This is a genomic window from uncultured Brachybacterium sp., from assembly GCF_947500705.1.
Taxonomy (GTDB): Bacteria; Actinomycetota; Actinomycetes; order Actinomycetales; family Dermabacteraceae; genus Brachybacterium.
Genome location: NZ_CANMSY010000002.1, coordinates 33,974 through 47,326 on the forward strand (window position 1 = coordinate 33,974; position 13,353 = coordinate 47,326).

At 70.4% G+C, this 13,353-nt stretch carries 12 protein-coding genes; 7 read left to right on the forward strand and 5 right to left on the reverse strand.

The features are described from left to right. Positions 1 to 16: 16 nt before the first annotated feature. Both Q0937_RS03275 and Q0937_RS03280 read left to right on the forward strand, forming a co-directional pair. The gene (locus tag Q0937_RS03275) at positions 17 to 1,747 is read left to right on the forward strand and encodes a metallophosphoesterase (RefSeq protein ID WP_299299721.1); all 1,731 of its coding nucleotides are present in this window, start codon (positions 17 to 19) and stop codon (positions 1,745 to 1,747) included. A gap of 73 nt (positions 1,748 to 1,820) precedes the next feature. Further along, positions 1,821 to 3,725 carry a DEAD/DEAH box helicase gene (locus Q0937_RS03280; protein WP_299299723.1) on the forward strand — a complete coding sequence of 635 codons (1,905 nt, stop codon included), beginning with the start codon at positions 1,821 to 1,823 and terminating at the stop codon, positions 3,723 to 3,725. A gap of 171 nt (positions 3,726 to 3,896) precedes the next feature. On the opposite strand, the gene Q0937_RS03285 is transcribed toward Q0937_RS03280, so the two are convergent. Then, on the reverse strand, positions 3,897 to 4,781 hold the full coding sequence (locus Q0937_RS03285) for a PHP domain-containing protein (RefSeq protein ID WP_299299725.1): 885 nt from the start codon (positions 4,779 to 4,781) through the stop codon (positions 3,897 to 3,899). 115 nt (positions 4,782 to 4,896) lie between these two features. Between Q0937_RS03285 and Q0937_RS03290 the strand changes: the two genes are divergently transcribed. From Q0937_RS03290 to Q0937_RS03305, 4 genes are read left to right on the forward strand one after another with little or no spacing between them, the layout of a single operon-like run. Beyond that, positions 4,897 to 6,387, forward strand: coding sequence for an aminopeptidase P family protein (locus Q0937_RS03290; RefSeq protein ID WP_299300931.1), 1,491 nt, complete (start codon positions 4,897 to 4,899; stop codon positions 6,385 to 6,387). Next, complete coding sequence (locus Q0937_RS03295) at positions 6,384 to 7,730, forward strand: magnesium transporter MgtE N-terminal domain-containing protein (RefSeq protein ID WP_299299727.1); 1,347 nt, start codon at positions 6,384 to 6,386, stop codon at positions 7,728 to 7,730. Before Q0937_RS03290 ends, Q0937_RS03295 begins: the two co-directional genes overlap by 4 nt. Positions 7,731 to 7,732: 2 nt before the next feature. After that, positions 7,733 to 8,335 (forward strand): DUF1003 domain-containing protein, encoded by a 603-nt coding sequence (locus Q0937_RS03300; RefSeq protein ID WP_299299729.1) that lies wholly within the window; start codon positions 7,733 to 7,735, stop codon positions 8,333 to 8,335. Further along, positions 8,332 to 9,609 (forward strand): P-loop NTPase, encoded by a 1,278-nt coding sequence (locus tag Q0937_RS03305; protein ID WP_299299731.1) that lies wholly within the window; start codon positions 8,332 to 8,334, stop codon positions 9,607 to 9,609. The genes Q0937_RS03300 and Q0937_RS03305 overlap by 4 nt, the downstream gene beginning before the upstream one ends. A gap of 57 nt (positions 9,610 to 9,666) precedes the next feature. On the opposite strand, the gene Q0937_RS03310 is transcribed toward Q0937_RS03305, so the two are convergent. After that, positions 9,667 to 10,080 carry a twin-arginine translocase TatA/TatE family subunit gene (locus tag Q0937_RS03310; RefSeq protein ID WP_299299733.1) on the reverse strand — a complete coding sequence of 138 codons (414 nt, stop codon included), beginning with the start codon at positions 10,078 to 10,080 and terminating at the stop codon, positions 9,667 to 9,669. A 129-nt stretch (positions 10,081 to 10,209) separates the two neighbouring features. Here Q0937_RS03310 and Q0937_RS03315 point away from each other — a divergent pair, with 129 nt between their 5' ends. Beyond that, positions 10,210 to 10,863, forward strand: a complete 654-nt coding sequence (locus Q0937_RS03315; protein ID WP_299299735.1) for an O-methyltransferase — start codon at positions 10,210 to 10,212, stop codon at positions 10,861 to 10,863. Positions 10,864 to 11,019: 156 nt separating this feature from the next. Here the strand turns inward: Q0937_RS03315 and Q0937_RS03320 are convergent, their stop codons facing one another. From Q0937_RS03320 to dapE, 3 genes are all read right to left on the reverse strand, one after another. Further along, complete coding sequence (locus tag Q0937_RS03320; RefSeq protein WP_010551467.1) at positions 11,020 to 11,187, reverse strand: DUF3117 domain-containing protein; 168 nt, start codon at positions 11,185 to 11,187, stop codon at positions 11,020 to 11,022. A 292-nt stretch (positions 11,188 to 11,479) separates the two neighbouring features. Continuing rightward, entirely contained in the window at positions 11,480 to 12,229 is a 750-nt protein-coding gene (locus Q0937_RS03325; RefSeq protein ID WP_299299744.1) for a TIGR00730 family Rossman fold protein, read from the reverse strand. A gap of 16 nt (positions 12,230 to 12,245) precedes the next feature. Further along, complete coding sequence (dapE, locus tag Q0937_RS03330; RefSeq protein ID WP_299299746.1) at positions 12,246 to 13,349, reverse strand: succinyl-diaminopimelate desuccinylase; 1,104 nt, start codon at positions 13,347 to 13,349, stop codon at positions 12,246 to 12,248. Positions 13,350 to 13,353 lie beyond the last annotated feature (4 nt).

Here is a 13,353-nt window from a genome sequence, read left to right on the forward strand (position 1 = left end):
TAGTCCCGGAGTCCCTGTGACCTCCGACGAGGACCAGCCCCGCATCGCGCCGGAGCTCGCCGAGGACGACTCCGACCTCTCGGTCGACGAGCATTCCGTCGCCGAGCAGCCGGAATCCGCGGAGTCGCCGACCCGTCGGCGTCGACTGCGGCGCCGCCGCGCGCGCCTGCTGCACATCACCACCACAGCCGTGGTGGCGGTGCTGGGTGGGATCGTGGGCCTGCTCCTGGTCCCCGCGACGACCGTCGAAGTGGGCCCGCTGACCGCGAGCGTGCACCTGCGCCCCTCGCTCTCCTCGCAGACGGTGATCCTCCTGCCGCCGGTGGGAGAGGTCGCCTTCGACACCCATACCGCCCCGGTGCGCATCGAGGCCCGGGTCAAGGGCGTCGACGTCGAGAAGGCGGAAGCGCTGTTCTACGCGGACTCCGGGTTCGCCGAGCTGCAGCAGTCCGCCCCCGAGGCGATCACTGCCGCCGCGGCGAAGAACGCCGCGCTGAACGCGCTGTTCGCCGCCGCCGGTGCGGGGCTCGCCGTGGGACTGACGTTCCGCAGGGTGCGCCGCGCGCTGGTCGCCGGTGGCAGCGCAGTCGCTGTGGTGGGCGCATCGGTGGCCGCGACCTCTGTGACCTTCTCCCCCGCGTCCCTCAGCCAGCCGAAGTTCGAAGGGCTGCTGTCCCAGGCCGCCTACATCGCGGACCTCGGGCAGGGGAAGGTCATCGACTACCAGAGCTATCGCGACACGCTCGCCGAGTTCGTGGGCCAGGTCTCCGCGCTGTACATCGCCGCGGATTCCCTGCCGGTGGGGCTGGATCAGGAGAACCTGATCACCGTCCTGCATGTCTCCGACATCCACGACAACCCGCAGGCCTATGACGTGATCGAGCAGCTGCATACGCAGTTCGCGATCGACGTCGTGATCGATACCGGGGACATCGTCTCCTGGGGGACCCCGCTGGAGAACGAGCTCCTGCACTCGATCGGCACCCTCGAGGTCCCGTACGTCTACGTCAGCGGCAATCACGACGGCGCCGCAGCGGCGGCCACGATCGAGTCCCAGCCCAATGCCACCGTGGTCGACAACGAGGTGGTCGAGGTGGCGGGGCTGCGCATCGCAGGCATCGGCGATCCGCGCTTCGCCGCCGACGACGACTCCGATGCCGGGGGGTGGCGCGAAGGCGACGAGGCCGTGATCGCGAGCGCCTTCCAGCTCGGGGACACCATCGCGGCGTACGACGACGAGCATCCTGAGGGGCCTGTGGACATCGCGCTGTTCCACGACCCGACCAAGCCCGAGGGGCTGCTGGGCCGCACACCGCTGGTGCTGTCCGGACACATGCACACCTCGAAGGTCGAGCTGGATCTCGACGATTCCGGCACCGACTGGCTGACCGTCGGCTCGACCGGCGGTGCGCTCGCCTCCGGTGGCGTCGCACCGGTGATGCAGGGCGGCGATCCGCTGGACCTCACCGCCCGGATGCTCTATTTCGACGAGGACACCCGCCGCCTGGTCGCCTATGACGACATCGTGATGGGTGGGCTCGGCCTGGTGTCGGTCTCCATCCAGCGCTCCCAGATGGCCGACGAGGTGACGGAGCTCGAGATCCCCGAGGACGCCGAGACCCCCGAGGGCACCATCCCGCCCGAGCAGGAGGTCGAGCCCGGCGAGGGCCTGCCCGACGAGGACCGCGTCACGCCGACCGATCCGGTGAGCCCTCTGCCCGATCCCAGCGACGGCGGAGTGGGATAGACCCTGATCCTGGGGTCGTGACGAGCATGGGGGCTACGATGGCCGTGCATATCCATGATCAGAGAGTTGAACGGTGCCTGAAACCATCCCGCACACCGATGAGGCCGTGTCGGCCTCCCCTGCCGTCGAGCTGAGCTCCGGCACCCCCGCCCCGGCCCAGCCGGAGCAGACCTTCGCCGATTTCGATGTTCGCACGGACATCGTCGAAGCGCTGGCCGCGAAGGGGATCACCACTCCCTTCCCGATCCAGTCGCTGACCCTCCCGGTCGCCCTGCGCGGCCGCGACATCATCGGCCAGGCCAAGACCGGTACCGGCAAGACACTCGGATTCGGCATCCCGCTGCTGCAGAACTCCGTGGCCCCGGGCGAGCCCAATCCGCAGAACCGAGTGATCGGAAAGCCGCAGGCCCTCGTGGTGCTCCCCACCCGTGAGCTCGCGGTGCAGGTCGCCCAGGATCTCCAGACCGCGTCGGCGAAGCGTCCGATCCGGATCCTCACCGTCTACGGCGGCCGTGCCTACGAACCGCAGATCGAGGCGCTCGAGAAGGGTGTCGAGGTCGTCGTGGGCACCCCCGGTCGCCTGATCGACCTGATGCGTCAGAAGTACCTGGACCTGTCCCAGGTGCGCACCGCAGTGCTCGACGAGGCCGACGAGATGCTCGACCTGGGCTTCCTCGAGGACATCGAGAAGCTGCTGCAGGCAGTGCCCGGCGACCGGCAGACGATGCTGTTCTCCGCCACCATGCCCGGCCCGATCATGGCGCTGGCTCGCCGGTTCATGAAGCAGCCCACGCACATCCGAGCCCAGGACCCGGGCGATGAAGCGCGCACCAAGGCGGACATCAAGCAGGTCGTCTACCGCGCCCACCAGCTCGACAAGATCGAGGTGATGGCCCGCATCCTGCAGGCCAATGGTCGCGGTCTGTCGATCATCTTCATGCGCACCAAGCGTCAGGCGGACCGGGTGGCCGGCGATCTGGCCGATCGCGGCTTTGCCGCCGCGCCCCTGCACGGCGATCTCGGCCAGGGCGCCCGCGAGCAGGCGCTGCGTGCCTTCCGCAACGGCAAGATCGACGTGCTGGTCGCGACCGACGTCGCCGCCCGCGGCATCGACGTCACCGACGTCACCCATGTCGTGAACTGGAACTGCCCGGACGACGACAAGACCTACCTCCACCGCACCGGCCGGACCGGGCGGGCGGGCAAGAAGGGCACCGCGATCACCTTCGTGGACTGGGAGGACCTGGCGCGCTGGGCTCTCATCGCCCGCCAGCTGGGGCTGGAGTCCACCGAGGCGGTGGAGACCTACTCCACCTCCGATCACCTGTTCGCCGATCTGGACATCCCCGCCGGAGTGAAGGGCACGCTGCCCAAGGGCGCGCGCACCCGCGAGGGCCTCGAGGCGGAGACGCTCGAGGACCTGGGCGGGCCCGACCACTCCGGCCGTGGCTCGCGAGAGGGCCGCGGACGTGAGGGAGGTCGTGAGGGCGGCCGCAGCCGCGAGGGCAGTCGGGAAGGCAGTCGCGGGCGCGACGGCGGTCGAGGCCGTGACGGCGGTCGCGAGAGCGGGCGTGACGGCGGTCGAGACGGCGGGCGTGGACGTGACCGCTCCCGTGGCGGGCGCAGCGACAGCCCCGGTCAGATCGACGAGAGCACGGCGAACGTCGAGAACCAGGACGTCTCCGGTGCGGCCAGCGCCTCGAGCGCTGCTGTCCGCAGCGAGCCCTCTGCCGATCGCCCTCGTCGCAGCCGTTCGCGGTCGCGCACCCGTCGGGTCAACGGCGAGGTCGTCGATGAGACGTCGAGCGGAGACACGGCCGGCGAGAATCTGGGCGGCGAGAGCACGAGCCGCGAGAACAAGAACGACGCCTCGGGCGATGACCGTCCGCGCCGTCGCCGGTCCCGTGGTGGCCGCGGCCGTTCCGGTGGCACCGGCTCCGGCGGCAGCAGCTCCGGTGCCGCCCCACAGGAGGGCTGACGCCCGCGGGATCTCAGCTCCCCCGGGATGCTGAACCCCGCCCTGGTGTCACCGCACGTTCACGATGGCCCATGATCAGGGTGATCATGGGCCATCGTCATGCTCGGGGCCTGGTCATGCTCAGTGCCCGGTCATGCTCAGGGCCTGGTCATGCTCAGTGCCCGGTCATGCTCAGTGCCTGATGATGCCGGTGCCGCTGGTGGCCCGTGCTGCGATCGACTCGAGCACCTCGGCGGCGGTGAGGTTCTCGCCCAGCCGGTTGGGTTTGCCGGTGCCGTGGAAGTCGCTGCCGCCGGTGATCAGCAGGTCGTGTCGCCGAGCGACCTCGCGCAGCCGCGCGGTCTCCGCCTCGTCGTGCTCGCGGTGGTCGACCTCGATGCCGTCCAGGCCGGCCGCGACCATCGCCTCGAGCAGGGCGAGCGGCAGATCGTCATCCCGGGTCACCGAACCGGGGTGCGCGACGATCGAGACCCCGCCCGCCTCCCGGATCGCACGCACGGCGGCCAGCGGCGAGGGTGCGTAATAGGGCACGTAATAGGGACCGGAGGGCCGCAGCACCTCGGTGAAGGCCGCGGAGCGGTTCGGCACCACCCCGGCGGCCACGAGCGCGTCGGCGATATGCGGGCGGCCGATCACGGTGGTCTCGCCGGCGACCTGCGCGGTCACGTCCTCCCAGCTGAGCGGATGGTCCGCGGAGATCAGCTCGACCATCCGCCGGGCGCGCTCCACCCGCGAGGTGCGGGCGCTGGCCATCTCCGCCGCCAGGTCGGAGTCCGGTGAGGGATCCACCAGCAGCGCGAGGATGTGCACACTGCAGCTCTCGTGCTCGCTCGAGACCTCGATCCCGGGCACGGCGGCCACTCCGCTGGCAGCCACCGCGGCCGGCAGCTCGGACCAGCCGGCCACGGTGTCGTGGTCCGTCAGGGCCAGCACGTCCAAAGCCGCCGAGCGGGCCTGCGCGAACAGCTCCCCCACCCCCGTGGTGCCATCGGACCACGAGCTGTGCGAGTGCAGATCGATGCGATGGCTGTCCGGGGAGTCTGACCTCTCACTCATACGTCCAGGGTAGACCGCGACGTGAGAACATCGTGGTGTGAACACTGAGAGCGTCAAGAGCACCCAGAACACCGAGAGCGCCGAGAACGCCGAGAACGTCGAGAGCGCCGAGCGGATGAAGGACCTCGCCTCCCGAGGGGACTCCCGGTCCCAGCGTCCCCACAACGCCGCCTTCCGGGAGTTCATCTCGTCCGGCTGGGACGAGACCGTCCCCGATGCCGCCCGCCTCGAGTCCGCGGACGCCACCCCGGCGAGGCGGGACGCGCTGGTGCGCCGCCTGCCCGGCACCCGGCTGGTGCTGCCGGCCGGAGTGCTCAAGGTGCGCTCCAACGACACCGACTACCCCTTCCGGCCCGACACCGCCTTCGCGTACTTCTCGGGCCTCGGCACCGATGAGGAGCCGGACAGCGTGCTCGTGGTCGAGCCGTCCGCCGAGGACTCCGAGACTGCGGAGGCGACCTACTTCTTCCGTCCCCGCGCCGGCTTCGACACCGACGAGTTCTATGCCGATTCCCGCTACGGCGAGATGTGGGTGGGTCGCCGCCCGACCCTCGTCGAGGCCTCTCAGCGGCTGGGCATCGAGGTGCGGCACATCGAGGAGCTGCGCGATCATCTCGCCAAGGACGTCGGCGCCCAGCTCTCGCTGAGCGTGATGCCGGGTGTGGACGCGGCCGTGGAGTCGATGGTCCAGGAGATCCGCGGTCAGAACGGTCTGCCCGGCGGTGACGAGGCCGTGACCGAGATGGCCGCCTTCAAGGAGGCCGCGAGCGAGCTGCGTCTGATCAAGGACGAGTATGAGATCGGGCAGATGCAGAAGGCGGTCGACGCCACCCTCCGCGGCTTCGAGGACGTCATCCGTCGCCTGCCGGAGGCCGTCGGCCATCCGCGCGGCGAGCGTGTGATCGAGGGCGTCTTCGCCGCCGCTGCGCGGGCCGACGGCAACGGGGTCGGCTATGACACCATCGCCGCCGCCGGCGATCACGCCTGCACCCTGCACTGGACCCGCAACCACGGCGTGGTGCGCGGGGACGAGCTGGTGCTGATCGATGCCGGCGTCGAGGTCGATTCGCTGTACACCGCAGACATCACCCGCACCCTGCCCGTCGCCGGCACCTTCTCGCCGGTGCAGCGGAAGATCTACGACGCGGTGCTGGCGGCCTCGGACGCCGCCTTCGCGGTGGCCCGCCCCGGGCTGCGCTTCCGCGAGCTGCATGCCGCCGCGATGGAGGTCCTCGCCCATACGCTCGAGGAGTGGGGCCTGCTGCCTGGCACTGCGGAGGAGTCCCTCTCCCCCGAGGGCCAGTGGCACCGTCGCTGGATGCCCCACGGCACCAGCCATCATCTGGGCATGGATGTGCACGACTGCGCCCAGGCCCGTCGCGAGATGTATCTCGACGCCGAGCTCGAGCCGGGCATGGTCTTCACCATCGAGCCCGGGCTGTACTTCAAGGAGAACGATCTGCTGGTCCCCGAGGAGCTGCGCGGCATCGGGGTGCGCATCGAAGATGACGTGCTGGTGACCGCCGACGGCGTCCGGAATCTCTCCGCCGCCGCCCCACGCGGCGCGGACGAGGTCGAGCGCTGGATCGCCGAGCTGCGGCAGTGAGCACCACGGCTCAGCCGCGCTTCTACGCGGCCCGGCTCGCCGGCACCTCGGTCTTCGACCCCATCGGAGACGTGGTGGCGACGGTCCGGGATGTGGTGGTGGTGCCGCAGTCCCGCACCAGCGCACGGGCCGTCGGCCTGGTGGTCGAGGTGTCCGTCAAGCGCCGGGTGTTCCTCCCGATCACCCGGGTCACCTCCATCTCCCCCGGCCAGGTGATCTCCACCGGGGTGCTCAACGTGCGCCGTTTCGAGAAGCGCACCGGCGAGCTGCTGGTGATCGGTGAGCTGCTGGATCGGGCGGTGACCCTCCTCGACGGCACCGGCGAGGCGACGGTGCTGGACATCGCGCTGGATCAGAACCGACACCGCGACTGGGAGGTCTCCCGGCTGCACCTGCGCCGGCGTCGGGTGGGCAGCTCTCTGAGCCGGCTGGTCAGCCGTGGCCAGACCCTCACCGTCGAGTTGTCCGAGGTCTCGGGGCTCTACGGCAGCCAGGCGGAGCAGTCCGCGCACCTGCTGGCCGCGTCCTATCAGGACCTCAACCCTGCCGACCTCGCCGAGATCATCCAGGAGCTCGAGCCCAAGCGCCGGATCGAGCTCGCCGGCGAGCTGGCCGATGAGCGCCTGGCCGACGTTCTCGAGGAGCTCCCTGAGGACACCCGGGTCGAGGTGGTCACCGGGATGGACGCCACCCGTGCGGCGGACATCCTCGACGCGATGGACCCCGATGACGCTGCGGACCTCGTCCAGGAGCTCCCGGAGCACGTCGCCGCGCACCTGCTGAGCCTGATGGAGCCCGAGGAGGCGGAGGACGTCCGCCGCCTGCTCGCCTATGACGAGTACACCGCCGGCGGCATGATGACCACCGAGCCGCTGATCGTCGCGCCGGAGACGCCGGTGGCGCACTGCCTGGCGATGATCAGCCGCGAAGCGGTCCACGCCGCCCTCGCCTCGACCGTGCACGTGTGCCGCTCCCCGCTGGAGACCCCCACCGGGAAGCTTCTCGGCATCGTCCACTTCCAGCAGCTGCTGCGGGAGCGTCCGGACCGCCCCGTCGGCGAGATCATCGACCCGGACCGCGTCGCCGTCGAGCCCTCCGCCCCGCTGTCCACCGTCACCCGCGAGATGGCCACCTACAACCTCGTCTCCATCCCGGTGATCGACGAGGAGGGCCGGCTGCTGGGCACGGTCACGGTCGATGACGTGCTGGACCATGTGCTGCCCGATGACTGGCGCGAGCAGGACGAGCCGCCGCCCGCCACCGGTCAGATCGACCTGTCCGAGATCGCCCGGGCCACCGCTCGGGGCACCGGTGCCTCCGGGGACCGCACGAAGGGAGCGTGAGCATGGCAGAGCGCAACCCCGCCCCGCTCGACGATCCGGCGCCGCGGCGTCGGCCGCTGCTGGGCAACCCTTTCCGCGGGGACGCCTTCGGTCGCGGCGCGGAGGGCTTCGCCCGGATGATGGGCACCCCGGCCTTCCTGGTCGGGATGACCATCTTCTGTGCGGTGTGGCTGACCTGGAACTCGGTGATGCCCGAATCGGCGCAGTTCGATCCCCGCGCCCTGAACTTCACCCTGCTGACGCTGATCCTCTCCCTCCAGGCCTCCTACGCCGCGCCCCTGCTGCTGCTCGCGCAGAACCGTCAGGACGACCGCGACAAGGTGCAGCTGGAGCAGGATCGCCAGTCCAATGAGCGCAACCACGCCACCACCGACTTCATCACCCGGGAGATCGCCTCGCTGCGTCTGGCCCTGAACGACGTCGCCACCCGCGACTTCGTGCGCGGCGAGCTGCGCGATCTGCTCGAAGACCTCGAGGCGCCTTCCGCGCCCGCCCCGGACGCCGACGCCCTGCGCGCGATCCTCCGTGAGGAGGTCGAGGCGGCGCTGGGCCGCCGTGACGCAGGCGACGGCGCCACCTCGTCGAAGGAGCAGCACCACCGATGAACGCCTCCGAGCCCGTGAACGCCTCCGGGCCCGTCAACGACTCAGAGCCCGCCAACGCCTCCGAGCCCGTCAACGCCTCCGAGCAGCCCGCCCCGGAGCGCACCGACCCCGCGCCGGATGCCGATCCGCACACCGCGGAGGACGAGCGCGAGGACGAGCGCGTGACACAGATCCATGAGGCGCTCAGCGGGGTGATCGACCCCGAGATCCACCGTCCCATCACCGAGCTCGGGATGGTCGGCTCCGTGGAGGTCGACGCCGAGGGCATCGCGAAGGTCCACGTGCTGGTCACCATCGAGGGCTGCCCCATGCGGGATCGCATCGAGCGCGAGACCGCGGAGGCGACCGCGACCGTGCCCGGGCTCTCGCGGGTCGAGGTCTCGACCAGCGCGATGACCGAGGAGCAGCGCACCGAGCTCACCAAGCGGCTGCGCCAGGGTCGCCGCCAGATACCCTTCAACCAGCCCGGTTCGTTGACGAAGATCTTCGCGGTCTCCTCCGGCAAGGGCGGGGTGGGCAAGTCCACGGTGACGGCGAATCTCGCCGCGGCGATGGCGGCCGACGGACTCCGTGTGGGGGTGATCGATGCTGACATCCATGGCTTCTCGATGCCCGGCATGTTCGGCATCACCGACCAGCCCACCAAGGTCTCCGATCTGCTGATGCCTCCGGAGGCGCACGGGGTGGCGGTGATGAGCATCGGCATGTTCGTGCCCGAGGGGCAGGCGGTCGTCTGGCGCGGGCCGAAGATGCACCGCGCCATCGAGCAGTTCGCCTCGGACGTCTTCTGGGGTGATCTCGACGTGCTGCTGCTGGACCTGCCGCCCGGCACCGGGGACGTGGCGATCTCCGTGGCGCAGCTGCTGCCCAGCGCCCAGATGGTCGTGGTGACGACGCCTCAGCAGTCCGCCTCGACGGTGGCCGAGCGGGTGGGCTCGCTGTCGACCTCGACCGAGCAGGAGGTCGCGGGAGTGGTCGAGAACATGGCCGGGCTGACCCTGCCCGATGGCTCGGTGATGGATGTCTTCGGCACCGGCGGCGGCGATCGCGTCGCCGCGACCCTCGCCCGGGCCGTGGGTCACGACGTGCCCGTGCTGGGACGGGTCGCCCTGGACCCGGCGCTGCGGGAGGGTGCGGATCAGGGTGTGCCGCTGGTGGTCTCCGACCCCGGCTCGCCCACTGCGATGGCGCTCAAGGGCGTGGCCCGAGCACTCGTGCGCAAGCCCCGCGGACTGGGTGGGATGAAGCTGCCGCTGACGGTCGCGCGCTCCTGACGGTGGTGCCCGGTCCTCGGACCTGACGAGTCCGCTCAGGTGGCTGCTGCCGTCGGCTCAGGTGGCTTCGTCGTCGAAGGGGGCCCGCTTCGGAGCCTTGTCCTTCGCCGACTTCGAGCCGGCCTTCGCGCCCTTCTTGGCGGCACCCGCGGCGGCGCCTCCGGCGGCGATGCTCATCGCCTCCTTGCCGGGCAGCAGGTCCTCGATGTCGGTGTCGCCCCAGGCCTCGCGGATGATGCGGCGGGGATCGTACTGGCGGGGGTCGTACTTCCGGAGGTCCTCGATGGCGATGCCCATCTCGTCCTCGACGGTGGAGCGGGAGTCGTCCACCCAGCGGCGCGCCTGACGCACCCACTGGATCAGCTGCCTGGTCACGTCAGGAAGTCGCTGCGGCCCGACGAACACCAAGAACACGACGAGCAGGACGACAAGCTCCCACCCACCGAGGCCGAAGAAGCCCGTGCCGCCCATTGTCCACCTGTACGTCTCGAGGTCCGCTGATGCCTCACATTATTGCATCGCGCGCCGTGCCGGACTCACAGGAGCGGCGGCTGTCGTAGGATCGGCCAGATCAGATGCGTGAACGGAGAGGATGCACAGATGTCGTCGGGAAAGGTGGCCAGCTGGGCCCATGGGGAGGAGTTCGTCGATGAGGCGACCCTCTTCTCCGACGATGGCGTCCTCGCCCGGGCCAGGGATCGCGGTGCCGAGCTCGGGGCCACCCCGGTGCTCCCGGGCGCCGGGTCGCTCATGCGGGTGCTCGCCGCGGCGGTGCACGCACGCTCCGCAGTCGAGATCGGCACCGGCAGCGGCGTCGGTTCCCTCTACCTGCTCTCCGGAATGCACCCCGAGGGCGTCCTCACCACGATCGACCCCGAGGTCGAGAACCAGCGCGCGGCGCGCGAGGCCTTCGCCGAGGCCGGGATCCGCTCCCCGCGGGTGCGAACCATCGCCGGCCGACCCCGTGACGTCGTCGGCCGTCTCACCGACCATGCCTACGACCTGGTGAGCTTCCCCGCCCATGCCCCGCATGCGCTGGACCTGCTCGAGCACGCCCTCCGGCTGCTGCGCCCGGGCGGCGTGCTGGTGATCCCCCACGCGCTCTACCACGATCGAGTCGCCGATCCGGCGGCGCGGGACGCTACCACCCAGGCGGTGCGTGCCCTGCTGAAGGCAGTCACGGACTCCCAAGATCTGGTGGCCGTGCTCACCGGCAGCGGCGACGGCGTGCTCGCCGCAGTGCTGCGCGGCTGAGACCCGACAGGAGAACCCGCCGCGCGCGCCCAGCACCGAGCGGCCAGCACCGGAGCGCCCAGCATCGGAGCGCCCAGCACCGCCAGGCGAACACCGCCTGTGACGACGACAGCCCCGCACCGAAGGGTGCGGGGCTGCGGTCTGGGATGGCGAGTGCTACTTGATGACGCCCTCGAGGGCATCCCGCAGCTCCACGGCTTCCGACGCGGCGATCTCGACGACCAGCCGGCCGCCCCCCTCGAGCGGGACTCGCATGATGATGCTGCGTCCCTCTTCCACGACTTCGAGCGGACCGTCCCCGGTGCGCGGCTTCATAGCAGCCATCGCGTGCCTCCTTGGTGTGTCACTGCCCTTGCGTGGCTCCCCCGGACGGGGCCTCGGGCAATGCGCGTACGGTGGCTATTATCTCAGGTCTCGGGACCTTTTCGCACGCCGGGTCCGCCGAGGCCTCGCAGGGAGGTCGATACCGTCCCCGATCCGACCCGTGGCGACCCCCACCATGAGCGCTCCGACCAGCACTGCGATGAGCAGCAGGAGCAGCACGATCGGGCTTGCTGCGGTCATTCTCCGCTCACCTCCCGCTCGTTCCTCGCAGTGCGTCGGCCGAGGTCGCTCATCACGTGACGGGGTCCTGCCCCACAGCTTCGCGCAGCACCTCGAGTGCTTCCTCGGGAGTGTCCACCACGCGCAGCAGGTCGATGTCGACGGCGTTGATCATCCCGCCCTCCGCCACGGCCGTGCGCAGCCAGTCCAGCAGGCCCTGCCAGTAGGCGCGGCCCACCAGGACGACCGGGAACAGGTCGATCTTGTGGGTCTGCATCAGGCACAGAGCCTCGAACAGCTCATCGAACGTCCCGAAGCCGCCCGGCATCACCACATAGCCGCTGGAGTACTTCACGAACATCGTCTTGCGGGCGAAGAAGTACCGGAAGTCGACCCCGAGGTCCACATATCCGTTCATGCCCTGCTCGAAGGGCAGCTCGATGCCCAGGCCCACAGAGACTCCGCCGGCCTCCTTCGCGCCCCGGTTCCCCGCTTCCATGATCCCGGGGCCGCCGCCTGTGATCACCGCATAGCCCAGCTCGACGATGCCCTTGGCGATCTCCACGGTGCTGCGGTAGTAGGGGTCGTTTTCGCCCAGCCGGGCGGAGCCGAAGATGGAGATGGCGGGGCCGAGCTCGGCGAGCGCCCCGAAGCCCTCGACGAACTCGGACTGGATCCGCATGACCCGCCAGGGGTCGGAGTGAACCCAGTGGCCGTTGCCGCCCTCTTCCAGGAGTCGCTGGTCGGTGGTGCGGTCAGGTCGTTGGGAGCCACGCAATGTGATGGGACCCTTGCGGTGCTGCTCTCGTTCCTCAGGCGTCATGGAGCGAGCGTAACGCTCAGACGGCGAGGAACCGACGCAGCCCCACCAGCGCCGCCTCGAGATCGTGCAGCGGCACGTGCTCGTCATCGGTGTGGGCGAGCAGGGGGTCGCCGGGGCCGAAGTTCACCGCCGGGGTGCCGAGCGCCGAGAAGCGGGCGACGTCGGTCCAGCCCTGCTTCGCGGCCAGCGGCACGTCCTCGCCGAGAGCCGCGAGGAAGCCGCGGGCCGCATCGTTGTCCAGGCCGGGCAGCGCACCCCCGGCAGCATCGACCACGGTGATCTCCAGGTCCAGGCCCTCGAGGGCCTCGCGCACATGCGCCTCGGCCTGCCGCACGGAGGTGTCCGGGGCGAAGCGGTAGTTCAGCACGGCGCTCGCCCGATCGGGGATCACGTTGCCCGCGATCCCGCCGCTGATCGCGACGGCATTGAGGCATTCGCGGTACTCGAGGCCATCGATCACGGCTCGCCGTGCCTCGTAGGCGGCGAGGCGCTCGAGCACGGGGGCGAGATGATGGATCGCGTTCTCGCCCACCCAGTCGCGAGCGGAGTGGGCGGCGATGCCACGGGCGGTGACCTCGAGCTTCATCGTGCCCTTGCAGCCGCCCTCGACCCCGGCCGAGGTCGGTTCACCGAGGATCGCGAAATCCGCCTCGAGATAGTCGGGGTGCTCAGCCGCGATCCGGGTCAGGGCGTTGTCCGCTGCGGCGACCTCTTCGTGGTCGTAGAAGATCCAGGTGAGATCCACGGGGGCGGCGGTGGCTTCGACCGCGAGCTTGAGGAACACCGCCACCCCGCCCTTCATGTCGCAGGTGCCACGCCCCACCAGCTCCTCGCGTCCCTCACGGACCCGGCGGGTCGAGGGCAGGTTGTCCGCGAGCGGCACGGTGTCGAGGTGGCCGGCCAGCAGCACCCGCTGGGGAAGGCCCCGGTGCGTGCGGGCGATGACCGTGTCGCCATCGCGCAGCACCTCGAGGTGGGGCGCGTGGGCGCGCAGCGCCAGCTCGACGGCATCCGCGAGCGCCCGCTCGTGTCCGGAGACGGATTCGATGTCGACGATCGCTGCGGTGAGACCAGCGATGTCGGCGTGGGGGTCGAGGGCAGGTGCGGCCTGGTTGTCCATGGCG